This is a genomic window from Thermus neutrinimicus, assembly GCF_022760955.1.
Taxonomy (GTDB): Bacteria; Deinococcota; Deinococci; order Deinococcales; family Thermaceae; genus Thermus; species Thermus neutrinimicus.
Genome location: NZ_JAKTNU010000009.1, coordinates 48,152 through 71,385, shown reverse-complemented (window position 1 = coordinate 71,385; position 23,234 = coordinate 48,152). Strand labels below are relative to the sequence as shown.

At 65.6% G+C, this 23,234-nt stretch carries 23 protein-coding genes and 1 pseudogene; 19 read left to right on the top strand and 5 right to left on the bottom strand.

The genetic code is table 11. From position 1 onward, the window contains the following. Nucleotides 1-105: 105 nt before the first annotated feature. Entirely contained in the window at nt 106-864 is a 759-nt protein-coding gene (locus L0C59_RS07110; RefSeq protein WP_243090656.1) for an IclR family transcriptional regulator, read from the bottom strand. A 98-nt stretch (nt 865-962) separates the two neighbouring features. Here L0C59_RS07110 and aceB point away from each other — a divergent pair, with 98 nt between their 5' ends. The 10 genes and pseudogenes from aceB to hemW all read left to right on the top strand — a co-directional run bounded on the left by aceB (nt 963) and on the right by hemW (nt 9,729). Beyond that, nucleotides 963-2,525 carry a malate synthase A gene (aceB, locus tag L0C59_RS07105; protein ID WP_243090654.1) on the top strand — a complete coding sequence of 521 codons (1,563 nt, stop codon included), beginning with the start codon at nt 963-965 and terminating at the stop codon, nt 2,523-2,525. Nucleotides 2,526-2,601: 76 nt separating this feature from the next. Further along, nucleotides 2,602-4,026, top strand: coding sequence for an FAD-linked oxidase C-terminal domain-containing protein (locus L0C59_RS07100; RefSeq protein ID WP_243090652.1), 1,425 nt, complete (start codon nt 2,602-2,604; stop codon nt 4,024-4,026). Further along, entirely contained in the window at nt 4,019-5,065 is a 1,047-nt protein-coding gene (locus L0C59_RS07095) for an FAD-binding protein (RefSeq protein ID WP_243090650.1), read from the top strand. Before L0C59_RS07100 ends, L0C59_RS07095 begins: the two co-directional genes overlap by 8 nt. A 4-nt stretch (nt 5,066-5,069) precedes the next feature. Continuing rightward, entirely contained in the window at nt 5,070-6,356 is a 1,287-nt protein-coding gene (glcF, locus tag L0C59_RS07090; RefSeq protein ID WP_243090648.1) for a glycolate oxidase subunit GlcF, read from the top strand. Nucleotides 6,357-6,398: 42 nt separating this feature from the next. Next, nucleotides 6,399-6,578, top strand: coding sequence for a type II toxin-antitoxin system VapC family toxin (locus L0C59_RS11205; RefSeq protein WP_341474743.1), 180 nt, complete (start codon nt 6,399-6,401; stop codon nt 6,576-6,578). A gap of 2 nt (nt 6,579-6,580) precedes the next feature. Beyond that, a complete protein-coding gene (locus tag L0C59_RS07085) occupies nt 6,581-7,801 on the top strand; it encodes a glycerate kinase type-2 family protein (protein WP_243090647.1) in 1,221 nt (406 codons plus the stop codon). 4 nt (nt 7,802-7,805) lie between these two features. Beyond that, nucleotides 7,806-7,919: pseudogene (locus L0C59_RS11130) on the top strand (nucleotidyltransferase domain-containing protein); the annotation flags it as partial. Nucleotides 7,920-7,966: 47 nt separating this feature from the next. Next, nucleotides 7,967-8,131 carry a hypothetical protein gene (locus tag L0C59_RS07075; RefSeq protein ID WP_243090665.1) on the top strand — a complete coding sequence of 55 codons (165 nt, stop codon included), beginning with the start codon at nt 7,967-7,969 and terminating at the stop codon, nt 8,129-8,131. Nucleotides 8,132-8,175: 44 nt separating this feature from the next. Further along, nucleotides 8,176-8,346 (top strand): HEPN domain-containing protein, encoded by a 171-nt coding sequence (locus tag L0C59_RS07070; RefSeq protein WP_243090646.1) that lies wholly within the window; start codon nt 8,176-8,178, stop codon nt 8,344-8,346. Nucleotides 8,347-8,625: 279 nt separating this feature from the next. Continuing rightward, nucleotides 8,626-9,729: a radical SAM family heme chaperone HemW gene (gene hemW, locus L0C59_RS07065; protein WP_243090664.1), complete on the top strand. Its 1,104-nt coding sequence runs from the start codon at nt 8,626-8,628 to the stop codon at nt 9,727-9,729. Here hemW and L0C59_RS07060 read toward each other — a convergent pair. Together L0C59_RS07060 and L0C59_RS07055 are read right to left on the bottom strand one after the other, a co-directional pair. Beyond that, a complete protein-coding gene (locus L0C59_RS07060) occupies nt 9,726-10,115 on the bottom strand; it encodes an NADH-quinone oxidoreductase subunit 15 (RefSeq protein WP_243090645.1) in 390 nt (129 codons plus the stop codon). The two genes, hemW and L0C59_RS07060, sit on opposite strands and share 4 nt — an antisense overlap. 28 nt (nt 10,116-10,143) lie before the next feature. Continuing rightward, nucleotides 10,144-11,217, bottom strand: coding sequence for a radical SAM protein (locus L0C59_RS07055; RefSeq protein WP_243090644.1), 1,074 nt, complete (start codon nt 11,215-11,217; stop codon nt 10,144-10,146). A 106-nt stretch (nt 11,218-11,323) separates the two neighbouring features. On the opposite strand from L0C59_RS07055, the gene L0C59_RS07050 reads away from it, so the two are divergent. Genes L0C59_RS07050 through wecB form a run of 4 tightly spaced genes read left to right on the top strand, consistent with a single transcriptional unit; the run spans nt 11,324 to nt 15,017 of the window. Beyond that, nucleotides 11,324-12,175: a phosphotransferase gene (locus L0C59_RS07050; protein ID WP_243090643.1), complete on the top strand. Its 852-nt coding sequence runs from the start codon at nt 11,324-11,326 to the stop codon at nt 12,173-12,175. A 10-nt stretch (nt 12,176-12,185) separates the two neighbouring features. Continuing rightward, entirely contained in the window at nt 12,186-12,812 is a 627-nt protein-coding gene (gene upp / locus L0C59_RS07045; RefSeq protein WP_243090642.1) for a uracil phosphoribosyltransferase, read from the top strand. Continuing rightward, on the top strand, nt 12,809-13,897 hold the full coding sequence (locus L0C59_RS07040; RefSeq protein WP_243090641.1) for an MraY family glycosyltransferase: 1,089 nt from the start codon (nt 12,809-12,811) through the stop codon (nt 13,895-13,897). Before upp ends, L0C59_RS07040 begins: the two co-directional genes overlap by 4 nt. Nucleotide 13,898: 1 nt before the next feature. Further along, complete coding sequence (gene wecB, locus L0C59_RS07035; RefSeq protein WP_243090639.1) at nt 13,899-15,017, top strand: non-hydrolyzing UDP-N-acetylglucosamine 2-epimerase; 1,119 nt, start codon at nt 13,899-13,901, stop codon at nt 15,015-15,017. On the opposite strand, the gene L0C59_RS07030 is transcribed toward wecB, so the two are convergent. Further along, nucleotides 14,992-16,188 (bottom strand): MFS transporter, encoded by a 1,197-nt coding sequence (locus L0C59_RS07030; RefSeq protein ID WP_243090638.1) that lies wholly within the window; start codon nt 16,186-16,188, stop codon nt 14,992-14,994. The two genes, wecB and L0C59_RS07030, sit on opposite strands and share 26 nt — an antisense overlap. A gap of 68 nt (nt 16,189-16,256) precedes the next feature. Between L0C59_RS07030 and L0C59_RS07025 the strand changes: the two genes are divergently transcribed. The 5 genes from L0C59_RS07025 (at nt 16,257) to L0C59_RS07005 (ending at nt 21,999) form a co-directional block, all read left to right on the top strand. After that, nucleotides 16,257-17,348, top strand: a complete 1,092-nt coding sequence (locus tag L0C59_RS07025; protein ID WP_243090636.1) for a site-2 protease family protein — start codon at nt 16,257-16,259, stop codon at nt 17,346-17,348. Between the two features lie 54 nt (nt 17,349-17,402). Then, nucleotides 17,403-18,386 carry a TAXI family TRAP transporter solute-binding subunit gene (locus L0C59_RS07020; protein WP_243090634.1) on the top strand — a complete coding sequence of 328 codons (984 nt, stop codon included), beginning with the start codon at nt 17,403-17,405 and terminating at the stop codon, nt 18,384-18,386. A gap of 61 nt (nt 18,387-18,447) precedes the next feature. Further along, a complete protein-coding gene (locus L0C59_RS07015; protein WP_243090633.1) occupies nt 18,448-20,565 on the top strand; it encodes a TRAP transporter permease in 2,118 nt (705 codons plus the stop codon). Between the two features lie 29 nt (nt 20,566-20,594). Then, on the top strand, nt 20,595-21,572 hold the full coding sequence (locus L0C59_RS07010) for a TAXI family TRAP transporter solute-binding subunit (RefSeq protein ID WP_243090632.1): 978 nt from the start codon (nt 20,595-20,597) through the stop codon (nt 21,570-21,572). A gap of 13 nt (nt 21,573-21,585) precedes the next feature. Next, nucleotides 21,586-21,999, top strand: a complete 414-nt coding sequence (locus tag L0C59_RS07005) for a hypothetical protein (RefSeq protein WP_243090662.1) — start codon at nt 21,586-21,588, stop codon at nt 21,997-21,999. Here the strand turns inward: L0C59_RS07005 and L0C59_RS07000 are convergent. Next, nucleotides 21,996-23,207: a S1C family serine protease gene (locus L0C59_RS07000; RefSeq protein WP_243090629.1), complete on the bottom strand. Its 1,212-nt coding sequence runs from the start codon at nt 23,205-23,207 to the stop codon at nt 21,996-21,998. The genes L0C59_RS07005 and L0C59_RS07000 overlap by 4 nt on opposite strands. Between the last annotated feature and the right edge of the window lie 27 nt (nt 23,208-23,234).

Genomic DNA, 23,234 nt, shown 5'->3' with positions numbered 1-23,234 from the left:
GCGGGTGCATCTCCAAGAGCTCCGCCGCCACAGAGATCACGTACACGGGACGGTCCTTGTCCATGGCCTTTAGCTCCCTCCGCTAAACCCTCCTAACCAATGCTATTATAAAGCAGGCACAAAACCTAGGCGCAAGGAAGCTTTCCTGGCCGCTTCCATCACCCGGGAAGCCAAGCGGTGGGCCTCCTCCAGGGAAAGGCGGCTGGCGGGGGCAGAGAGGGACAGGGCCGCCACCACCTCCCCCTCGGGGCCGAAAACGGGAGCGGCCACACAGCGCACCCCCAGCTCCCTCTCCTCGTTGTCCAGGGCGTAGCCCCTCCGGCGCACGGTTTCCAGCTCCCGCCTCAGGTCCTCGAGGCGGGTAAGGGTGGAAGGGGTGTAGGGGGTGAGGGGTAGCCCCTCGGGAATGCCCCGGAAGGCGAGAAGCACCTTCCCCACCCCCGTGGCGTGCAGGGGAGCCCGGCTTCCCGGAGCGGTGAAGAGCCGCACCAGCCTGGCCCCCTCCGCCTGGTCCAGATAGAGGGCCTCCCTCCCCGCCAGCACCGCCAGGTTCACGCTCTCCCCCGTCTCCGCCGCCAAGGCCTCCATCTCAGGATGCACCGCGAGGAGCAGGTTCTGCCTTGGATAAACCTGACCCACGGCAAAGGCCTTGGGCCCCACCCGGTAAACCCCCCTTTCCTCCTCCACAAAGCCGTGGCGCACCAGGGTCTGGAGGAGGCGGTAAAGGGTACTTTTGGTGAGTCCCGTCCGCTCGGCCAGGGGGGAAAGCCCCGCTTCCCTAAGCTCCGCCAAGGCCTCGAGGACGCTCAGGCCCCGCTCCAAGGTCTTCACCTCCTCGGCTCCTTTCCTCCTGGGTCGTGGCATGGGTCCCAGGCTAGCACCCCCTGGGTTATTTTTCAATATACAAAAAATCGTTTTGCTTCTTGACAAATCCTCACCCCCTCCCTTAGGCTCAAACCACCATGAAGGGCGTGGAAATCCTCAAAGACCATCCCCTCCTGGGAGAGGTGCTCACGGAAGAGGCCTTGGGGTTCGTGGCGGCCCTGCACCGGGAGTTCAACCCCGTGCGCAAGGCGCTTTTGGAGCGCAGGAAAACCCTTTGGGAAAGGTACAAGGCCGGGGGAAAACCGGATTTTCCCGAGGAAACCGCCTTCGTGCGGGGCGGGTCCTGGCAGGTGGCGGAGGCCCCGCCGGACCTTCTGGACCGCCGGGTGGAGATCACCGGTCCCGTGGACCGCAAGATGATCATCAACGCCCTGAACTCCGGGGCCAAGGTCTTCATGGCGGACTTTGAGGACGCCCTCTCTCCCACGTGGGACAACGTGATCCAGGGACAGAAGAACCTCTACGATGCCGTCCGCCGCCAGATCGACTTTGTAAGCCCGGAGGGGAAGGAGTACAAGCTGAGGGAAAAGGTGGCCACCCTGGTGGTCCGGCCTCGAGGCTGGCACCTGGTGGAAAAACACGTGCGGGTGGACGGGGAGCCCATCTCCGCAAGCCTCTTTGACTTCGGCCTCTACTTCTTCCACAACGCCCACGAGCTCCTGAGGCAAGGAAGCGGCCCCTACTTCTACCTGCCCAAGATGGAAAGCCACCTCGAGGCCCGGCTTTGGAACCAGGTCTTCAACTTCGCCCAGGACTACCTGGGCATCCCCCGGGGCACCATCCGGGCCACGGTGCTCATCGAGACCATCCTGGCGGCCTTCGAGATGGAGGAGATCCTCTACGAGCTCAAAGAGCACGCCGCTGGGCTCAACGCCGGCCGCTGGGACTACATCTTCAGCTGCATCAAAAAGTTCGCCACCACCGCCCCCATCTTCCCCGACCGGGCCCAGGTCACCATGACCGTGCCCTTCATGAAGGCCTACACCGAGCTTCTGGTGAAGTCCTGCCACATCCACGGGGCCCACGCCATCGGGGGCATGGCCGCCTTCATCCCAAGCCGCAAGGACCCCGAGGTGAACGAGAGGGCCCTAAAGCAGGTGCGCTCCGACAAGGAGCGGGAGGCCTCCCAGGGATTTGACGGCACCTGGGTGGCCCACCCCGACCTGGTGCCCGTGGCTCAGGAGGTCTTCGACCGGTACCTGGGGGATAAGCCCCACCAGAAGCACGTGCGGCGCGAGGACGTCCAGGTGAGGGCGGAGGACCTTCTGAACTTCCAGATCCCGGGGGGCAAGGTGACGGAGGCGGGCCTGCGCAACAACATCTCCGTGGCCCTCCAGTACCTGAACCAGTGGCTCCTCGGCAACGGGGCCGCCGCCATCTTCAACCTCATGGAGGATGCCGCCACCGCTGAGATCAGCAGGGCACAGCTTTGGCAATGGGTGCACCGGCAGGCCACCCTGGAGGACGGCCGCCCGGTCACCGCCGAGCTTTACCAGAAGATCAAGGAGGAGGAGCTGGCCAAGCTGGGCGGACGGGGGGTCGGCCGCTACAAGGAGGCCGAGGAGATCCTGGACAAGCTGGTCCTCTCTGAGGAGTTCATCGAGTTTCTGACCCTGGTGGCCTACGACTATCTGGATTGAGGCCAAGGGAAATGGGCCAGGAAGGGGCGGGGCAGGCCACACGCCCCTTCCGATAAACTTGAGGCAGGAGGTGGCAATGGGGTTCCTGGAAGAGCTTAGGGCCCTCTTTCCCCCGGGGAGGTTGCTGACCAGGGAGGCGGAGCTTGTGCCTTACGAGTCCGACGCCCTCACCGCCTACCGCAAGCGTCCTTTGGCCGTGGCGCTTCCCGAAGGGAAGGAGGAGGTGGTGGAGGCGGTGCGCCTTTGCTACCGCCACGGGGTGCCCTTCGTGGCCCGGGGAAGTGGCACCAGCCTCTCGGGAGGCTCCTTGCCCGTGGAGGGAGGCCTGGTCATCGCCCTCAACCGCATGAACCGCATCCTGCGCCTGGACCCCAAGGCCCGGATCGCGGTGGTGGAGCCGGGGGTGGTGAACCTGGAGGTTTCCCGGCAGGCGGCCCCCTTTGGCCTCTACTACGCCCCCGATCCCTCCAGCCAGCCCATCTCCACCATCGGCGGGAACGTGGCCTTCAACTCCGGCGGGGCCCACTGCCTGAAATACGGGATGACGGCAGGCCACGTGCTGGGCCTCGAGGTGGTCACCCCCAAAGGGGAGGTGGTGCGCTTAGGCGGGGAGAGCCTGGAGGGAGTAGGCCCCGATCTCCACGGCTTTTTCGTGGGCACCGAGGGGCTTTTGGGGGTAGCCTTGGAGATCACCCTGAGGCTTCTTCCCAAGCCCGAGGCCTACCACACCCTGCTGGCCGCCTACGGGAGCCTCGAGGCCGCCGGGGACGCCGTGAGCCGGGTGATCCAAAGCGGGCTTCTCCCCGGGGCCATGGAGATCATGGACCGCTTGGCCATAGAAGCCGCCGAGGCAGCGGTGAGGGCCGGCTACCCTCGGGTGGAGGCCCTCCTCATCGTGGAGCTGGAAGGCCCCAAGGAGGAGGTGGAAGAGGAGGCCAGGCTCCTGGCCCAAGTGATCAGGGAAAGCGGCGCCCTGGAGGTGCGCATCGCCCAAAGCGAGGCGGAGCGCCAGGCCATCTGGAAGGGGCGCAAGGCCGCCTTCAGCGCCGTGGGAAGGCTTTCCCCCGATTACATCGTCCAGGATGGGGTGGTGCCCCGAAGCCGCCTGGGGGAGGCCCTGAAGGAGATCGGAAGGCTTTCCCAGGAGTACGGCCTTAGGGTGGCCAACGTCTTCCACGCCGGAGACGGGAACCTTCACCCCCTGGTCCTCTACGACGGCAAGAAACCCGGACAGCTGGAGCGGGCGGAGGAGTTGGCCGGGGAGATCCTAAAGCTTTGCGTGCGCCTGGGGGGGTCCCTGACCGGGGAGCACGGCATCGGGGTGGAGAAGAAGGGGTATATGCCAAAGATGTTCGCTCCCGAAGACCTCCTGGCCATGGAACGGGTCAAGGAGGCCCTGGACCCCAAGGGCCTGGCCAACCGGGGCAAGGTGCTCCCAGGCTACGGGCAAAGCCCGCATCAAGGTGGCCTGAAAACTGACCTGGGAGAGCTCTATGCCTGAGGTTTTCGCTTCCTCTCTGGAAGAAGTGCAGGAAGCTGTGCGCACCCATGCCCGCCTGCGCCCCAAGGGGGGCGGGACCAAGCCCGCCCTTTCCACCCCCAAGGAAGGGGAGACCCTCCTGGATCTCTCGGGCCTCAGGGGCATCCTGGAGTATGCCCCCGAGGAGTTTGTCTTCACCGCATACGCCGGCACACCCCTTAAGGAGATCGAGGAAACCCTGCGGGCCCACGGCCAGTACCTGCCCTTCCACCCACCCCTGGCGGAGCAGGGGGCCACCCTGGGGGGCACGGTGGCAGCGGGGCTTTCCGGACCCATGCGGGAGCGGTTTGGGGGCTTGAGGGACTTCATCCTGGGGGTGCGCTTCGTGGACGGGGAAGGGAGGCTGGTGCGGGGCGGGGGCAAGGTGGTGAAAAACGCCGCCGGCTTCCCCTTCCACCGCCTCATGGTGGGTTCCCTGGGAACCTTCGGGGTCATGGTGGAGCTTTCCTTCAAGGTCTTCCCCTCCCCCAGGGCCACCCAAACCCTGCGGCTGGCCTATGGGAACCCAGGGGAGGCCCTTGCCGCCATGGAACGCCTCCGGGTACTTCCCCTGGACCTTCTGGCCCTGGACCTCATCCCCCCGGCCACCCTGGAGATCCGCCTGGGGGGGTTCCCCGAAAGCCTGGGGAAAAGGCTAAAGCGGCTACAGGAAATCCTGCAAAAGGAAGGCGAGGTGCTGGCGGAGGACGAAGCCCACTGGGAAGGGGTGCGAAACCTCCGCTTCCTGGAGGAGGCCCCCATCTGGGTCAAGGTTCCCTCCACCCTGGCCCTGGTGCCCAAGCTGGAAGGCCTGCCCCTGGGGCCCAGGCGGTACCTGGGGGGAGGGGAACTCCTCTATGCGGGGATGGAGGCCAAGGGACTGGAATCCCTCAGGCGGGCAGGGATTCCCCACCTGGTCCTAAAGGGCGCCCAGGACCCCCTCTTCCCCCTCCCGCCCGAAGCCTTTTTCCGCGAGGTTAAGCTGGCCCTGGACCCCAGGGGCCGTTTTCCCTTAGGGTGAGAGCATGCAGCACCGCATACCCGTGGAAACCCTGGGCAAGGAAGGGGAGGTGATGGCCCACGCCATAGAGGCCTGCGTGCATTGCGGCTTTTGCCTCCCCACCTGCCCCACCTACCTGGTCCTGCAGGAGGAGATGGACTCCCCCAGGGGGCGGATCTTCCTCATGAAGGAGGTCCTCGAGGGCAACCTTCCCCTGGAGGAAGCCCTTCCCTACCTGGATCGTTGCCTGGCCTGCCAGGCCTGCGTTACCGCCTGTCCCAGCGGCGTCCCCTACGGGGAGCTCATCGCCACCTTCCGCCTCCACACCGAAAAGAAGCGCCACCGCTACCCCCTGGAACTGGCCTATCGCCAGTCCCTCCTCCGCATCCTCCCCTACCCTGAGCGCTTTCGGCCCCTGGCCGGACTAGGAAGCCGGCTAAAACCCCTCCTGAAGCCCCTTCCCCTACCCAAGGCCCTAAAGGCCCCCATCGCTCTCCTTCCCGACCGCCTGCCGGAAAGGGAGTCCTACCAGGAGGTCTACCCCGCCAAGGGCCAAAGGCGGGCCAGGGTGGGAATCCTGCTGGGATGCGCCCAGCAGGTCCTGAGGCCCTCCATCAACCGGGCCACCATCCGGGTCCTCCAGGAAAACGGGGTGGAGGTATGGGTGGCCCAGGAGCAGGTCTGCTGTGGGGCCTTGAACCTCCACGCTGGGGACAAGGAGGGGGCCAGGGCTTTGGCCCGAAGGAACCTTCAGGTCTTCCGGGAGGTGGACTATGTGGTCACCAACGCCGCCGGTTGCGGCTCGGGGATGAAGGAGTATCCCCTTCTCTTCCTGGGGGAGCCCGAGGAGGAGGAGGCCCGGGCCCTGGCCGCCAAGGTGAAGGACCTCACCGTCATCCTGGAGGAGCTGGGCTTCATCCCCCCTCCCCCGCCCCCAAGGCCCCTCAGGGTGGCCTACCACGACGCCTGCCACCTGGCCCACGCCCAAGGGGTGCGGGAAGCCCCGAGGAGGATCCTGAAGGCATCCGGGGTGGAGGTGCTGGAGCCCAAGGAGTGGGAGATCTGCTGCGGAAGCGCCGGCACCTACAACCTTTTCCAACCGGAGATCGCCGAGGTGTTGGGCAGGAGAAAAGCGGAAAATCTCCAGGCTACCCAGCCCGACCTGGTGGTTACGGGCAACATCGGCTGCCTCACCCAGATTCAGGCCTACCTGGACCAGGGCATCCCCATTGTGCACACGGCGGAGCTTTTGGAGATGCTATATGCGGGTGGGGGCCTTGAGGAAAAGGAGACCAACGGGCTTGCTCTATAATCGGAGCATGGCCTCCACCATAAAGACATTCTCCAAGCAGAGGTGGACCCCTTTACCAAGGGGCATGCTCAAGAGGCTATCCATACCTATAGACGCTATGGCCGTGCGCAACACCCGGCAGGGCTCAACTTTGGCCATCGTTTAAGCTACGCCACGGCTCGCCTGGAAGGGATGCCCCTACTTTATAAGGGTGACGATTTCGCCCAAACGGATCCGGCCTAAAGGTGAAACTCCTTCTTCTTGCCACCTTCCACCAAGCCCTAAAGGAAGCCCACCCCTACCGCCTCACCCTTAAGGCCCTTCCCAAGGCCAAGCCCCACCTTATCCTGGCGGTGGGCAAGGGAGGGGCGTGGATGCTGAGGGCAGCCTTGGATCGCTACGGGGAGGTGCCCTATCACCTCACCCTGCCCAAGGGGCAGGACGCCTTGGGGCTAAGGGCGGTCTTCGCCGGCCATCCCCTGCCCGATGGGGAAAGCCTCAAAGCGGCCCAGGAGGTTTTGGAGCTCCTTAAGGGGCTTTCCCCCAAGGCCCGGGTTTTGGCTTTGGTCTCGGGTGGGGGAAGCGCCCTTTGGTGCCTTCCCCTGGGGATTTCCCTGGAGGAAAAACGGGTCTTGACGGAGGCCCTTCTAAAGAGCGGGGCCAGCATAAGGGAGATCAACACCGTGCGCAAGCACCTCTCCCAGGTGAAGGGGGGAAGGCTTCTAAAGACCACCCGGGCCCAGGTCCGGGTACTTCTCCTCTCCGACGTGCCAGGGGATGATCCCGGGGTCATCGCCTCGGGGCCCTTCCACCCCGATGCCAGCACCTACCTCGAGGCCCTCTCCATCCTGGACCGCTACGGCTTGGCTTTTCCCGAGGCCAGACGGGTGTTGGAAGAGGGACTGAGGGGCCGGCTTCCCGAAACCCTGAAGCCAGAAGACCCTGCCCTAAAGCGGCTCGCCTACCGGATCGCCGGGCGCAACCTGGACCTCCTCGAGGCCGCCCAAGAGTTCCTAAGGCGGCAAGGCCACCGGGCGGTGATCCTCTCGGACCGCTTCGGCGGCGAGGCCCGGGCCCTAGCCCGCTTCCATGCGGAGCTGGTGGAAACCCTTCGCGCCCACAGGCTTCCCTTCAAAACCCCCCTTTTCCTCCTCTCCGGGGGCGAGGCCCAGGTGCGGGTGAGGGGAAGGGGCAGGGGAGGGCGGAACCTGGAGTTCCTCCTTGCCCTCTACGCCCACCTCCAAGCCCCCCTCTACGCCCTGGCCGCGGATTCCGATGGGCTGGATGGAACCTCGGGCGCGGCGGGGGCCCTCCTCACCCCCGAGGTCTGGGACCTGGGCCTGGACCCGAGGCCCTTCCTAGAGGCCAACGACAGCCTGGGCTTTTTTGAGCGGGCGGGAACCCTCCTGCGCACAGGGCCCACCGGCACCAACCTCAACGACTTCCGCCTCCTCTTTGTGGACTAAGGGCGTGGAGTACCCGGAGCTGGAGCCGGTCCTTTCCGCCATCCTCAAAACCGTCCCGGTGCGGAAGATCATCCTCTTCGGCCTCTTCGGCAGCCGGGCCCGGGGGGAAGCCCGCCCAGAAAGCGATTACGACCTTCTCATCGTGGTGCCCCATGAGTACAAAACATGCGGGTCTGGAAAGACCTCTATGAGGCCACCAGTAAGGTCAAGAGGGACTTTAGCCTGGATCTTATCCTGGCCACCCAGGACGACCTGGAGAAGTATCAAAGTGCCTGGTTGACCGTCTACCCAAAGGCCCTGAGGGAGGGCCGGGTGCTCTATGCCGCTTGATGCTTAGGCACCTTTAGCTTGGCCCGGGCCCGCCCAGCCCGGAGGTGGTCTGGGAGGACCCGTGCTTTGACGTCCAGCAGGCCGCAGAAAAGGCCCTCAACGCACTCCTTATCGCCCTTGGCGTCCCTTTTCCCAAAAGCCACGACACGGCTTCTTCGGCTGATCCGTCCCCCCCTCCCGGTGCCCCCAGAGCTAGAAACCCTGGTGCGGCTTAACCCCTTCGCCGTGGCAGGCCGCTACCCGGGGGACCCCCCTGAGGCCACGGAAGAGGATGGGAAAGGGGCTCCTCTTCTCGCCGAGCAGGCCGTGGCTTGGGCGAAAAGGGTGCTTAACCGGCCATTGACCCCCCTCGCCTCGGCCCAAAAGGGGGTCCTTTGGAGCCCGTCCGTTAGCCCCTGAACTTTCCTCTACACTTAAAGCGAGGAGTGGCGTACCCGAAGCTGGCCCTTTCCGCCAGCCACAAGGTCGTCCCCCTGGGAAGCTTTCCCTCCACCATGGCTAGTCTTTACGTCCATGTCCCCTTCTGCCCCACCCTCTGCCCCTACTGCGACTTCCACGTGGTGCGCCGGGGCCCGGGGTGGGTGGAGGCCTACCTAAAGCGCCTGAAGGAGGAAGCCCAAAGGCTTAACGAGGTCCACCCTGAGCCCCTAACGACCCTTTACCTGGGCGGGGGAACCCCCAGCTACCTCAAAGACCGGGAGCTGGTGGAGCTCTTTCAGGCTCTCCCTTGGAGGCCCGAAGCGGGTGCGGAGGTGACCCTCGAGGCCAATCCCGGCACCTTAAACCCCGAACGCCTGGCCCTTCTAAAGGACCTGGGGGTAACCCGCCTCTCCCTAGGGGTGCAAAGCTTCCAGGACCGGGTGCTCAGGTTTCTGGGCCGGGCCCATGGGCGAAAGGGAGCCTTGAAGGCCGTGGAGTGGGCTTTGGAGGGGGGATTTAGGGTTTCCCTGGACCTCATCCTGGGCCTGCCCATGCAGGAGGTGGAGAAGGACCTAAAGGAGGCCGCCTCCCTGGGGGTAGGACACGTATCCGCCTACACCCTGCAGGTGGAAAAGGGTACCCCCTTTGCCCTTTTGGGCGTGAAGGAGGACCCGGAGCGGGAAGCCTGGGCCATGGAGAGGGCGGGGGAGATCCTGGAGGAAGCCGGCCTTGTGCGCTACGAGGTATCCAACTTCGCCAGGCCCGGCGAGGAGGCCCGGCACAACCTAGCCTACTGGCGGAATGGCTTCTGGCTGGCCCTGGGCCCCGGGGCCACCGGCCAGTACCCGGGCACAGCACCCGTCTACGCCCTCCGCCGCACCAACCCTCCCCTCCCCCGCTGGCTCCTGGGGGAGCCCCCTCAGGAGGAGGCTATCCCCCCCCTGGAGCATGCCAAGGAAAGCCTGATGCTGGGCCTGCGCCTGAGGGAGGGGGTGGATGTGGAGGCGGTGGAGGGGAGAACAGGCCTAAGCCTCTGGCCTAGGCTCCAGCCTGCCGCCGCTTCCCTGGCGGAAGAGGGCCTTTTGCAGGTGGAAGGCCCTCGCCTCAGACCCACCCGCAGGGCATTCCCCCTCCTGCACCAGGTGGTCCTGAGGCTATGGGAGGCCCTCGAGGACTAGGCGAAGGCCAAGGCCTCCCGCGCCCGGTCGGCCAGGGCGAAGAAGCGCTCCTTGGTAAGGGGGATTTTCCCCGTCACCAAGCCCTTCCCTGGCTCATAGTGGGCGTGCAGGTGGATGTGGGCCCGGGGAAGGCGGATGCCGATGCGCTTCAGCCTGGCGTGCCGGGGGGAGACGTCCGCCAGGAGAAAAGGCTCTCCCAAGGCGTCGGAAAGGGAGGCGGTCATGATGGTGGTGGGAAGGTCATAGGGGCGCTCCATGCGGTAGATGAAATCGGGGAAGTCCGCCTCCTTCTCAAAGCGGACCCCTTTCTCCTTGGCGTACTCCCGCATCCAGGAGAGGAGCTCCACCCAGGCCTCATAGAGTTCCCGTTCGTGCGCGGCGCTCATGGCCCGAGTATACCAGCCCCAGGGTCCTCTAGTAGAGAAACTCCCGGATGTCGTACCGGGCCACCCGCAGCCCCAAGCGGCGGAGTTCCCTGGCCCAGGCGGCAAGCTCCGCCTCCACATGGGGAAGGGGCTCTAGGCCCAGGAGAGCGTAGGGAGTACTAGGCTCCTCCTGGAAAGGGGAGAGGTAAACCACGTCCTCCTTCCCCAAAGGGAGCTGGGCCAAAAGCGCCAGGCTTTCCCGGCGGTGGGCCTCGGCGTAGGCCAAGCCCCCAGCTCCCACCATGAGGATGACCCCCAAGGAAAGCCCCGCTTCCTTCAAGGCCTTCACCAGGGGCAAGGCCTCCCGGGGATGCCCGGGCTTGTTAAGGAGGGTAAGCAAGGGAGCATGCCCGGTCTCCAAGCCGATGTACACCCGCCTAAGCCCTAAGGCCCTGAGCCTTTCCCACCAGGCAACCTCCTTCTTCAAGCCTGTAAAGAGGTCCAAAAAGCCCAGGATGGGCTCCCCGGGGAAGGCCCGGCGGGCCTCTTCCAGAAGGGAAAGGAGGGGCTCGCCCAAGGCCAAGGCATTGCCATCCCCCAGGAAAACCCCGCGCCTTAAAAGCCTTCCCCTTCCCAAAAGCTCCAAAACCCGCTCCCCATGCTCCCGGAAAGCCTCAGGGCTTCGCTTCCGAAAGGGGCGGTCCTGGTAGAAGGAACAGAAGGCGCACCGGTTCCAAGTGCACCCCGTGGTGGCCTGGAGGACCACGGAAAGGTAGGCATCCGGGGGAAGAATGCTCACGGGCCAGGCGTAGGCCCGGCGATAAGGGGTGGGGTCGGAAAGGGCCTCCGGGGTCCAGCGGAGGACCTCGGCCCGGCGCACGGGGTCTTGCAGGTGGGCATCCGCCAGCTCCAGGATTTCCCCATAGACCTCCAGGGCCTCCCCTTCCGCCAAACGGCGCCTTCTCCTCTCCCCTTCCCGGTGGCGCAGGTGCAGGCTTCCGTCCAAGGCCCGCTTGAAGGTAAGTCCCTGGCGGAAGTAGTGGTAGGGCCGGCCCTCCCGGTCAAAGGAGAGGACCCTGTCCCCCAAGGAGAGCACCGTGGCCTCCGGGCGCAAAAGCTCCACGTCCTTAGACTACGGGCTACCCGGGGATGAGGATTAAGGAAAATGACCAAGGGCAACCTCCTCGTGGGACCCCTCATCCCCCCTCGAGGCCCTTAGAATAAGCCCCGTGGTGCTCTCGGCCCTGAAGGGCCTCCTCTCCCCCGATACCCTCCCTCGCCTCACCCCCCTGGGCGGTTTTGAAGCCCGGGTGTACACGGATGGGGAAAGGGTCTACAAGGTATACCGGGCTGGCGAGGCTCACCTGGCAGCCCTCGAGGCGGAGAGGATGGCCCGCGCCGGCTTGGGAAGCTTTGTCCTGGGGGTGGCCCAGGTGGAGGGACAGGGGGTCTTGGTCATCCGCCGCTTCCCCGGAAAACCCTTTAGCCCCGAAGCCTTCACCCCCAAGGCCCTGGCTGCCCTCTCCCACCTCTTCCTCTCCCTCCACCGCCTCCCCGAGCCGGGGTACGTGGAGCGGGAGGAGCTTCTGGAGAGGCTAGAGCGCTTCGCCGAAAGCCTGGCCTCCGTGCCCGAAGCCCTTGCCCTCGCCAAGGCCCTCATGCGGGAGGTCCCCTGGGTGGCGGGGGTGGAGAAGCGCTTCTGCCATCGGGACGCCTGGGCGGGAAACCTCCTCCTCAAGACCCAGGAAAACCCCTCCCATGACGACCTCGAGGTGCTCCTGGTGGACTGGGTCCGCTCCGGCGGGGACGATCCCGCCCGGGACCTGGCCCTCCTCAAGACGGGAAGCCTGGACCTCTTGGGGGAGGGACGGGCCCGCGAGGCTCTTTTCCGCCTGGCGCGGTTGTACCCCAAAGAGGTGCGGGAGCGCCTGGCCTTTTACGTGCCCCTCACCTACCTCCACGACCTCCACTGGTTCCGCACGAAAAAACCCGAGGGTTTCCTCGAGGCCCTTTCGGAGAAGCTCCCCCGGGCCCTGGGCTTCTTCCAAGACTGCTTTCCCCCAAGAAACCGGGCGTGTTAGGCTTTGGGGGATGAGGATCACCCTGGTGGACCATCCCTTGGTCCAGCACAAGCTGGCCCACCTCCGGGATAGGCGCACGGGCGCCAAGGACTTTCGCGAGCTGGCGGAGGAGCTGTCCCTCCTCATGGCCTACGAGGCCATGAGGGACCTGGAGCTCACGGAAACCACCGTGCAAACCCCTGTGGCCCCCGCCCGGGTCAAGGTACTTTCCGGCAAGAAGCTGGCCCTGGTGGCCATCCTGCGGGCCGGACTGGTCATGGTGGAGGGCATCCTCAAGCTGGTGCCCCATGCCCGCGTGGGGCACATCGGCCTCTACCGGGACCCCGAGTCCCTCAAGCCCGTCCAGTACTACGCCAAGCTACCCCCGGATATCCACGAGCGCCGGGTCTTCCTCCTGGACCCCATGCTGGCCACGGGCGGAAGCGCCAGCCACGCCCTCACCCTGCTTAAGGAGAAGGGGGCCACGGGAATCAAGCTCATGTGCCTCATCGCTGCCCCCGAGGGCCTGGAGCGCATCGCCCAGGACCACCCCGACACCGAGGTGGTGGTGGCGGCCATCGACGAGCGCCTGAACGACCACGGCTACATCGTTCCCGGCCTGGGGGACGCCGGGGACCGGATCTACGGGACCAAATGACCGAGCTTCTCCGCAGGATAGGCATCGCCGAGCCCACGGGCACAGGCTGGCTCACCGTGGCCTTCGCCTTCCTGCTGGCCCTTTTCTTCACCTGGCGGTTCCTGCCCCAGGTGCGCCGCTTCGCCCTCAAGGTGGGTTGGGCGGACATGCCCAACGAAAGGCGCCTAAACCGGGAGCCCCTGCCCAACGCCGGGGGCCTGGCAGTCTACGCGGGGGTGGTGCTGGCCCTGGTGGTGGCCGCCTTCCTAAGGCCCATCCTGGTGGAACAGGTTCTTATCCAAATCCTCGCCATCCTCCTGGGAGGAGCCTGGCTGGTGCTGGTGGGCTTCATCGACGACCAGTTCGGCCTGCCGCCCCTCTTTCGCCTCTTCGTGCAGACCCTGGCCGCCCTCCTCCTCATGGCGGTGGGGGTGCGGTTCGAGGCCGCCTTCGGCACCCCCCTGGATCCCGTCTTGGGGCTTTTCCTCACCTGGCTCTGGGTGGTGGGGATTACCAACGCCCTGAACCTCATGGACGGCCTGGATGGGCTGGCGGGCGGGGTGGCGTACATTAGCGCCATGAGCCTCCTCTTCGTGAGCGCCCAGTTTCCCTACTGGGCGGCAGGCACCCTGGTCCTGGCGGCCCTGGCCGGGGCCGCCTTGGGCTTCCTGCGGCACAACCTTCACCCCAGCCGCATCATCCTGGGGGATGCGGGGGCCTACTTTCTGGGCTACACCCTGGCGGCCACCGCCCTCCTTGGCAACCTGAAGCTCACCACCTTTTTGGGCCTCCTCCCCCCAGCCCTCTTCCTCCTCCTCCCCATCCTGGACACCACCCAGGTGGTGGTGCGAAGGCTATTTCGGGGGCAAAACCCCCTTTCCACCCCCGGCAAGGACCACATCCACCACCGGCTCCTGGCCCGGGGGCTTTCCCAAAGGCGGGTGGCCTTCCTCCTGTGGGGGCTTGCCCTCCTCTTTAACCTTCTGGCCATGGTCTACCTGGGCATGCCCAAGGAGGCCATCCTGGCAAGCCTTTTCGCCACGGTTTCCGGCCTGGGGTGGGTGACCTACCGCCGCCTTAGGGCCCTTTGGAGGGGGGCAGAATAGCATGAAGCGCGTGGTTCTGGCCTTTGGCACCCGGCCCGAGGCCACCAAGATGGCCCCGGTCTACCTGGCCTTGAAGGGGTACCCCCACATCAAGCCCCTCGTCCTCCTCACCGGCCAGCACCGGGAGCAGCTGAGGCAGGCCCTGGGGCTTTTCGGCATCCAGGAGGACCGGAACCTGGACGTGATGCAAGAGCGCCAGGCCCTGCCGGACCTGGCAGCCCGTATCCTGCCCCAGGCGGCCAGGGCCCTCGAGGAGATGCGGGCGGACTACGTGCTGGTCCACGGGGACACCCTCACCACCTTCGCCGTAGCCTGGGCGGCCTTCCTGGTGGGGCTTCCCGTGGGGCACGTGGAGGCGGGCTTAAGGAGCGGCAACCTCAAGGAACCCTTTCCCGAGGAGGCCAACCGCCGCCTCACCGACGTCCTCACCGACCTGGACTTCGCCCCCACCCCCCTGGCCAAGGAGAACCTCCTAAGGGAGGGGAAGCGGGGGGAAACGGTCCTGGTCACCGGCCAGACGGGGGTGGATGCCGTGCTCTTGGCCGCCCAACTGGGCCGGCTCCCCCAGGGCCTTCCCCCAGGGCCCTACGTGACCGTGACCATGCACCGCCGGGAGAACTGGCCCATCCTTTCCGAGCTTGCCCGGGCCTTGAGGAAGGTGGCCGAAGCCTTTCCCCACCTCACCTTCGTCTACCCAGTACACCTTAACCCCGTGGTGCGGGAGGCGGTCTTTCCCGTGCTCAAAGGGGTAAAGAACTTTCTCCTCCTGGATCCCCTGGACTACGGGCCCATGGCCGCCCTTATGCGGGAAAGCCTCCTCCTCATCACCGACTCCGGGGGGCTTCAGGAGGAGGGAGCGGCCTTGGGGGTTCCCGTGGTGGTGCTCAGGAACGTCACGGAAAGGCCGGAAGGCCTCGAGGCGGGCATCTTGAGGCTGGCGGGCACCGATCCCCAAAGGGTTTACCTCACGGTGAGGGCTTTGCTGGAAAACCCCGAGGAGCTCACCCGCATGCGACAGGCCAAGAACCCCTACGGGGACGGGAAGGCGGGAATACGGGTGGCCCAGGGGGTGGCCTGGCGCCTGGGCCTGGGGCCTAGGCCGGAGGACTGGGCTCCCTAGGCCAGGGGCGTAGCCCGTAAAGCCCCACCATCAGCACCGCTCCTCCCAGGGCCAAGGCGGCCAGGCGCCCCCCGAGGAGCTCAAAGAGAAGCCCGGTGAGGTAGGCCCCAAGGGGCCCGGTGCCCAGCATCACCAGGCTGTACACCGCCATCACCCGGCCCCGGATCCGGTCGGGCACGGATAGCTGCACCAGGGTGTTGGCGTTGATGAGCACGGAGATCATGCCGAACCCTCCCAGGGCCAAAAAGAAGGGGGCCAGGAAGGCGTAGGGCAGGAAGAGGCCCAGGTGGGCCAGGGAAAGGAAAAAGACCCCTAGAAGAAGCCTGCCCGGTTTGGGCCGACCCGTGAAGGCCATGACCAAAGCCGCCCCCAGGGCCCCAAGCCCCACGCTGGACAGCAAGGCGCCATACCCGGTGGCGGAAAGACCCAGGACCAGCCGGGCATAGGCGGGCACCAGGGTCTGGAAGTTCATGCCCAAGAGGCTAGCGAAGAGCAAAAGCCCCACCACCCGGCGCACCAAGGGATGCTCCAGGACAAAGCGCACCCCCTCCTGGGCCTCCCGCCAAAAGCGGCCATTCCCTTCCTCCTCCCTGGGGCCCAGGGAGGTTCGGCGCAGGACCAAAAGAAGGGGCAAAAAGGAAAGGGCATTGGCCAAATAGGCCACCCCCACGCCAAAGAAGGCGATGGACAACCCCGCCAGGGCCGGCCCCAACAACCTGCTGGTGTTGAAGCCAAAGGAGTTAAGGGCGATGGCCCCCGGATACCGGTCCCGGCCCGCCAGCTCCACGGTGAAGCTTTGGCGCACCGGGAGGTCCATGGCGTTCAAGGCCCCGTAGAGGAAGGCGAAGAGGAGCACGTGGCCGTACCGCACCCCTCCGGTGAGGATGAGGAGGGCCATAAGAAGGGCCAGAACCATCATGCCCCCCTGGGTAAAGAGAAGGAGGTTCCGCTTGGGGTAACGATCCGCCAAGACCCCGGCGGGGAGGGAAAAGAGCAGGGAAGGCAAAAACTGCAGGGCCACCACGAGCCCAAGCCTCTCCGCGCTTCCCGTAAGGAGGAGGACCAGCCAGCCCTGGGCCGCGGACTGCATCCAGGTGCCCATCTGGGAGGCAAAAAGGGCGAGCCAGTAGGAGCGATAAAGGGGGTCTCGGAGGAGGGCCAAGGCCAGCACCCCTTTATCCTACGACTGACTGACCAGTCATTATCAAGCCGCCCCCTGCCCTATGCCTATACTGAGGCATGCTCCAGCGCGGCCTTCCCCTGTTCCGCGTCCTGGGAATCCCCCTCTACCTGGACCTCTCCTTCCTCCTGATCCTGCCCCTGATGGCCTTTCTCATCGGCAGCAACCTACCCCTTTACCTGGAGTTTTTTGGCCTGCCCCAGGACCCCTCCCTGCTCCAAGGCAGCCTGCCCTTTCTCCTGGGTTTATCGGCCGCCTTAGGGCTATTCGCCTCCGTGCTTTTGCACGAGCTCGGGCACGCCTTAACCGCCCGGCGCTTCGGCATCGAAACCAAGCGCATCACCCTTTGGCTTTTGGGCGGGGTGGCCCAGATGGAAAGGATCCCCAGGGAACCCCAAAAGGAGCTCGGGATCGCCCTGGCGGGGCCAGCGGTGAGCCTCGCCCTGGCCCTCCTCTTCCGTTTGCTACGGGTGGAGGCTGGGGCCTTGGGGTTCCTCACCCACTATTTGGCCCTGGTGAACCTGATGCTGGGACTATTTAACCTCCTTCCGGCCTTGCCCTTGGACGGGGGCCGGGTCTACCGGGCGCTTTTGGCCTTCCGCAAACCCTACCTCCAGGCCACCCGGCAGGCCCTGGCCCTGAGCCAGGCGGTGGCCTGGGCCTTGGGGCTTTTCGGCCTGGTGGTCCTCAACCCCTTCCTGATCCTTATCGCTTTTTTCGTGTACATGGCCTCGAGGGCCGAGGTGGAGGCCACCCTCCTGGCCCAAGCCCTAAGTGGGCTCAAGGTAAGGGACTTGATGACCCCAAACCCCCTGGTGGTCCCGCCGGGGCTTTCGGTCCAGGAGGTGCTGGGCCTGGCCCTGGCCCACAAGGTTTCCGGCTTTCCCGTGGTAGAGGAGGGGCGGGTTCTAGGGGTGGTGGGCCTCGAGGGGCTGGAGGGAGCCGACCCCTTGGACCCGGTGGTCCACCACCTAAAAGAGCCCTTGGTCCTCTCCCCGGAGGAGGAGGCCCTCGCCGCCATGGAACGGATGGCCGAGCGGGGGTACGTCCGGGCCCTGGTGATGGAAGGGGAACAGCTTCGCGGCATCCTCAGCAAGACCGATCTCCTAAGGGCCTTCCAGGTGCGGATGCTAGGACGTTCCTCACCTTGACAGCCACCCAAGGGTAGGGTAGGTTAGGAGCGCAAAAGTATACGGGAGGCGACCATGAAGCGAACCCTTATCCTCATCGGTCTTGTGGCCCTAGGCCTAGGCCTGGCGCAGAAGCCCAAGGTGGTGATCGGCACGGGGAGCACCGGAGGCGTCTTCTTCTATTACGGTACCGCCATGGCGGACATCCTCAACAAGGCCGGGGCGGTGGAGGCCCAGCCGGTGCAGACCGGTGGCTCCTACGACAACCTGCAACTCCTCCGGGACCGCACCTCGGGCAACACCTACTACTGCGCCCTCACCACCACCGACTCCGCCTACGTGGCCTACACCGGGGAGGAGCCCCGCTTCAAGGACAAACCCGCCAAGAGCCAGCGGGTCCTCTTCTACATGTACCCTTCCTTCATCCACCTGGTGACCACGGAAAAGACCGGCATCAAGGTGGTGCAGGACCTTAAGGGCAAGCGGGTTTCCACCGGCCAGCCCGGCTCCAGCACGGAAAACCTGGCCCTTTTGGTCCTGCAGGGGGCAGGGGTCAAGCCGGAAACCTTTGCCAAGCGGGAGCGCCTGCCCGTGGCGGAAGGAGCCAAGGCTCTGGCCGAGGGCACCCTGGACGCCTTCTTCTGGGTGGGGGGCGTGCCCACCAGCTCCATCGTGGAGCTCTCCCAGACCCTCGCCCGCAAGGGGGACCGCATCCACCTGGTGCCCATCGACCCCAAGAGCACCACCGCCCAGGTGGTCATGAAGCGGTTCCCGGGCCTGGTGGACCCCTACAAGGTGCCCAAGAACGTCTACAACACCCGCACCGACGTGCCGGGGCTGGCCACGGGCAACATCGTGGTCTGTCCGGAAAGCCTGCCCGCGGAGGCCGGGTACGCCATCATGAAGGCCATCTTCGAGAACCTGGACACCCTGCGCACCGCTGTGGCCGCCGCCAAGGACACCAGCCTCGAGGCCACCGCCAAGCTTTACGGGAAGCTCCCCATCCCCTTCCACCCCGGGGCTGAGCGGTACCTAAAGGAGAAAGGCCTCATCAAGTAGGCCATGCCTTAGCCCGGGTGTCCTGGAACCCTCCAGGCCCCGGGCTTTTTTGGAGGCAACCATGGAGCTAGAGCACCCTCAAACCCCGTCCTCCACCCCCCTGGCCCGGTTCACCCGCTGGATCCTGATCCTGGGAGCCCTTTACAGCCTCTATCTGGTCCTGCATCCCTTCACCCCCTTGGCCAGGGCGGAGATCCCCATCCTGGACATAGTACAGCTCCAGCGAAGCACCCACGTGCTCTTCCTCCTCTTGGGAGGCTACCTGGTTTCTTTCCACCTCCCCCGGAAGCGCACCTTTGGCTCCTGGGTTTTTTTCCTCTTTACCCTCATCCCCCTTTACAACTTCCTTTTCCCCAACGTTCCCGGGGTCAGCCTTCCCTGGGAAGCCAAGGCGGTGGGCTTCCTGTACTGGGGGGTGGCAGCCCTTCCCGCCCTTCTGCCCGGCCTTAAGCGCCCTGCGGACCTCCTGGCCCTTCTCCTAGCCCTATTCCCCACCCTCTACCAGCTCCGCTTCTTTGAGGAGCTGGTCTACCGGGCGGTGCTTCCCGAGCCCTGGGACATGGCCATGTCCTTCGGGCTCATCATGCTGGTCCTGGGCTTGGTCTACCGCCTCCTGGGCCCGGTGATGCCGGTGCTGGTCCTCTTCTTCTTCAGCTACAACCTCTACGCCGACCTCTTCCCCGGGGCCTTTAAGGGAAGCCGGCAGGGGATAGACCTCCTCCTGGGCAAGACCTTCAACGAGACGGAAGCCGGCATCTACGGGCTCATCACCGGGGTCTCCGCCAAGTACCTGGTCTACTTCACCCTGCTTTCCGGGATGATCGGGGCCTTGGGCCTGGGGAGGGTGGTGGCCAACCTGGCCCTGGCCCTGGTGGGCAAGCACCCCGCCACCCCCGGGCGGGTCACCGGCCTGGCCAGCGTGTTCATGGGGATGTTCTCCGGCTCCGGGGCCGCGGATACCCAGTTTGTCGCTGCCCTTACCAAGCCCCTTTACGAGAGGGCAGGTTACGACCGCCTGGTGGCCGCAGGCCTGGTGGCCACTGCGGGCACCATCGCCCTCATCACCCCCCCGGTCATGGGCTCCATCGCCTTCATCATGGTGGAGATCCTCCAGATACCCTACCTGAAGGTGATCGTCATGGCCTTGGGGCCCGCTCTGCTTTACCTGACCGCCGTTTTGGCCTTCAACGAGTTCTATTCCCGCAAGGCGGGCCTGCCCCCGGTAGGAGCGGAGCTGGGCATGAGCCGCCTGGCCTATATCCTTCGCTACAGCACCCTATTCCTGCCCATCCTCCTCATCATCGTCATGCTCTACCTGGGCTACGAGGTGCGCACCGCCGCCAGCCTGGCCCTCCTCTTTTTCATCGTCCTAACCTACCTGGATCCCACCCTCCGGCCCCAAGGCATCTCCCCCATCTTCCAAGGGCTAGCGGATGGCTTCCGCACTCTGCTGCCCATCGGCACCGCCGTGACCGCCGCCAACCTCATCTTCGCCATGATGGTGATCAGCGGCCTTCCTTCCAAGTTTAGCCAGCTTCTCCAGCAGGTATCGGGGGAAAACCTCCTCCTCGCCACCCTCATCACCGCTGTCTTCAGCCTGATCCTGGGCATGGGAGTGCCCCCCACCGCCACCTACGTGCTCACCTCGGCCCTCACCGCCCCCGCCATCATCGCCTTGGCCAAGCAAAACGGCATCCCCGACTCCGCCGCCCTCCTCGCCACCCACATGTTCCTCTTCTACTACGCGGTCCTGGCGGATGTAACCCCGCCCGTGGCCCTTTCCGCCTATGCCGCATCCAGCGTCTTCGGCACCAACCCCCTGGTCACCGGGGTCTATGCGGCGCGGGTGGCCCTCTCCAAGTACCTGGTGGGCTTCTTCTTCCTCCTCTCCTACTCCGGCACCGCCCTTCTCATCGTGCCCGTGTTGGAGAACTCCCCTCCCGGCGAGGCCTGGGGCATGATCCTGGAGCGCTTCCTCTCGGTGGCCATCGGCATCATCTACCTCTCCGCCTCCGCCGCAGGCTACACCCGCAGGCCCCTCAAGCGCTGGGAGGCCTGGGCTTTGGGTATCCTGGCAGTTTTCCTCTTCGCACCCTACGGACCCCTGAACCTGGCGGCCTTCCTGCTCGGGCTTCCCTTCTTCCGCAAAGGGTTGACGGGAGCCCACGGGAAGCCTTAGGGTAAGGCCGAAGGAAAGGAGGTAAGGCTATGAAGAGAGCCCTGTTGGTCCTCTTGGCCCTGGCGGGCCTGGGTCTTGCCCAGAAGCCCAAGGTGGTGGTGGCCACCGGGGGTGTGGGAGGCGTCTACTTCTACTACGGCACCACCTTGGCGGAGATCTGGAACAAGGCCGGGGTAGCCGAGGCCCAGGCCATCCAGACCGCGGCCTCCATCGACAACCTGCTCCTCCTGGAAAACCGCACGGGCGGGGGCACCTACTACTGCGGCACCGTGTTGCCCGATTCCGCTTACCTGGCCTACACCGGCCAGCACGACCGCTTTAAGGATAGACCCGCCAAAAACGTGCGCATCCTCTTCGCCATGTACCCCAACTTCCTGCACATCGTCACCCGGGAGGGAACGGGCATCCGGGTGGTGCAGGACCTAAAGGGGAAGCGGGTGTCCACCGGGGCCCCGGGCTCGGGAACGGAGGTGGAGGCCCTACTGGTCCTCCAGGCCGCCGGGCTATCCCCCAAGGACTTCGCCAAGCAGGAGCGCCTGGGGGCTCAGGAAAGCGCCAACGCCCTGGCCGAGGGCAACATCGATGCCTTCTTCTGGTCGGGGGGCCTGCCCACCGGGGCCATCACCGAGCTCTCCGCCTCCCTGGCCCGAAAGGGGCAGAGGATCCACCTGGTGCCCTTGGATCCCAAGAGCACCGTGGTGCAGGCCTTCCAGAAACGCTTTCCCGGCCTCGCCGGCCCTGGGGTGATCCCCAAGGCGGTCTACGGCGCCCGGAGCGACACCCCCACCCTCACCTTCTGGAACCTCTTCGTTTGCCCGCAAAGCCTGCCCGAGGAAGCCGCGTACGCCCTCACCAAGGCCACCTTTGAGAACCTGGCCACCCTGCGCCAGGCGGTGGCCGCCGCCCGGGACACCTCCTTGGAAAACGCCGTGCGCTTTGTGGGAGGCACCATCCCCTACCACGAGGGGGCCCTGCGCTACTTCCGGGAAGCCGGGGCCCTGAAGTAGGCCGGTGAAGCCCATCCACCTCGGCACCAGGCTGGCCCAGCTCCTAAGGAGTTGGGCCTTTTGGCTTGCCCTGGTCCTTCTCGGCCTGGCCCGGGTGGTGGTGGTGGAGGACGGACAGAAAAGGTGGATCCTCCTCCTGAGCGCCTGGGAGCAAGGGCAGGTGGAGTTCGTCAACTCGGTGACGGGTAAGCCCGTCCTCTTGGAGTTCCGCCTGCCCTGGGCCTTCGGGGGTTTTCGGGCCTTCACCGACCCGGAAACGGAAGCCTACTACACCGCCGGCCAGTACCCCTGGAACCAGGCGCTGGCCAGGGAAAGGCGAAAGACCCTAGCCTACTGCTCCGAGGTGGGGCTGGCCCTAAGGCTGGGCAACACCTGGTTCCGCGTGGAAAAGGGGTGCCTTCGCCTCCGCCTCCTCTGGCCCCCTTAACGGAGGACCTGGGGGACCACCTTCAGGGTAAGGGTGCGGCCCTGGCGCCACACCTCGAGGCTCACCGCCTCCCCGGGCTTTTTGCTGTAGAGGACCTGGCGGAGCTGGGCGATGGAGGAAAGGGGAACCCCGTCGGCCTTGAGGAGCACGTCCCCATCCACCCCCACTTGGAGGGTCTCCCCTGTGGGGAGTTGCAAATAGGCAAAGCGGCTTGGGGCCCTTAGGCCCGCCCGGGCAGCGGGGCTATTCCTCTCCACCTCCTGCACCATGAGGCCGGAGGCGGGAAGCCCGTACTGCTGGCGAAGCCGCTCCGGGTAGACGGAAAGGGGGATCAGGGACACGCCAAGCCGGGGGCGGCTTTTGACGATCTCCTCCGCGGTCAGGGTCTTCCCCGCCTTGAGTTCGGGCAGGTACTGCTTCACCAGGTTGATGGGCAGGGCAAACCCCACCCCGGCGAACTGGGCGGCCCCGAACTGGCCCGTGGGGGTGAAGATGGCGGTGTTGATGCCGATCACCTCCCCGCGGGAGTTGAGGAGGGGCCCCCCGGAGTTTCCAGGGTTGATGGCCGCGTCCGTCTGGATCACCTGGGGCACCAGACCCGACTCGTCCCCAATGGCCCCGGGGTTTTCCCGGATGGCGGAGACGATCCCCTGGGTCACGGTGAACTCCAGGCCAAAGGGGTTCCCCATGGCGATGGCCTTCTGCCCCACCCTTATGCGGTCAGAGTCCCCTAGGACCAGGGGCACCAGCCTTTCCTTGGGCGCCTCCACCTTGAGGAGGGCCAGGTCCAAAGGCGGGGCCGCCCCCACCAGGCGGGCCTGGTACTCCTTGGGGTCGTTGTGGAACTTTACGGTGATGCGGCTGGCTCCCGCCACCACATGGTAATTGGTGAGGATGTGCCCCTCCTTATCGATCACGAAGCCCGAGCCCGTGCCCTCCTGCGGGGGCATCTGCAAAAACGGGGCGAAGAACTCGAATCCGGGGGGAAGCTGGACCCTTTGGGGACGGGTCACGACCCCCACGTAGACCACCCCGTCCCCGTACTTCTCCACGATCTCCACGGTGTTGCGCTCGTACTCCAAAAGCCCCGCCTCGGTAGGCGCAGGCTGGGAGCGCGGGGTCTGGCCGTTGCTCAAACCCCACCAGAGCACGGCCCCCGCCATCAGGGAAAGCACCAAAAAACCCACAAAGGAACGGGCTAGGTTCATGCGCCACCTCCCGAACCTACCTTACGC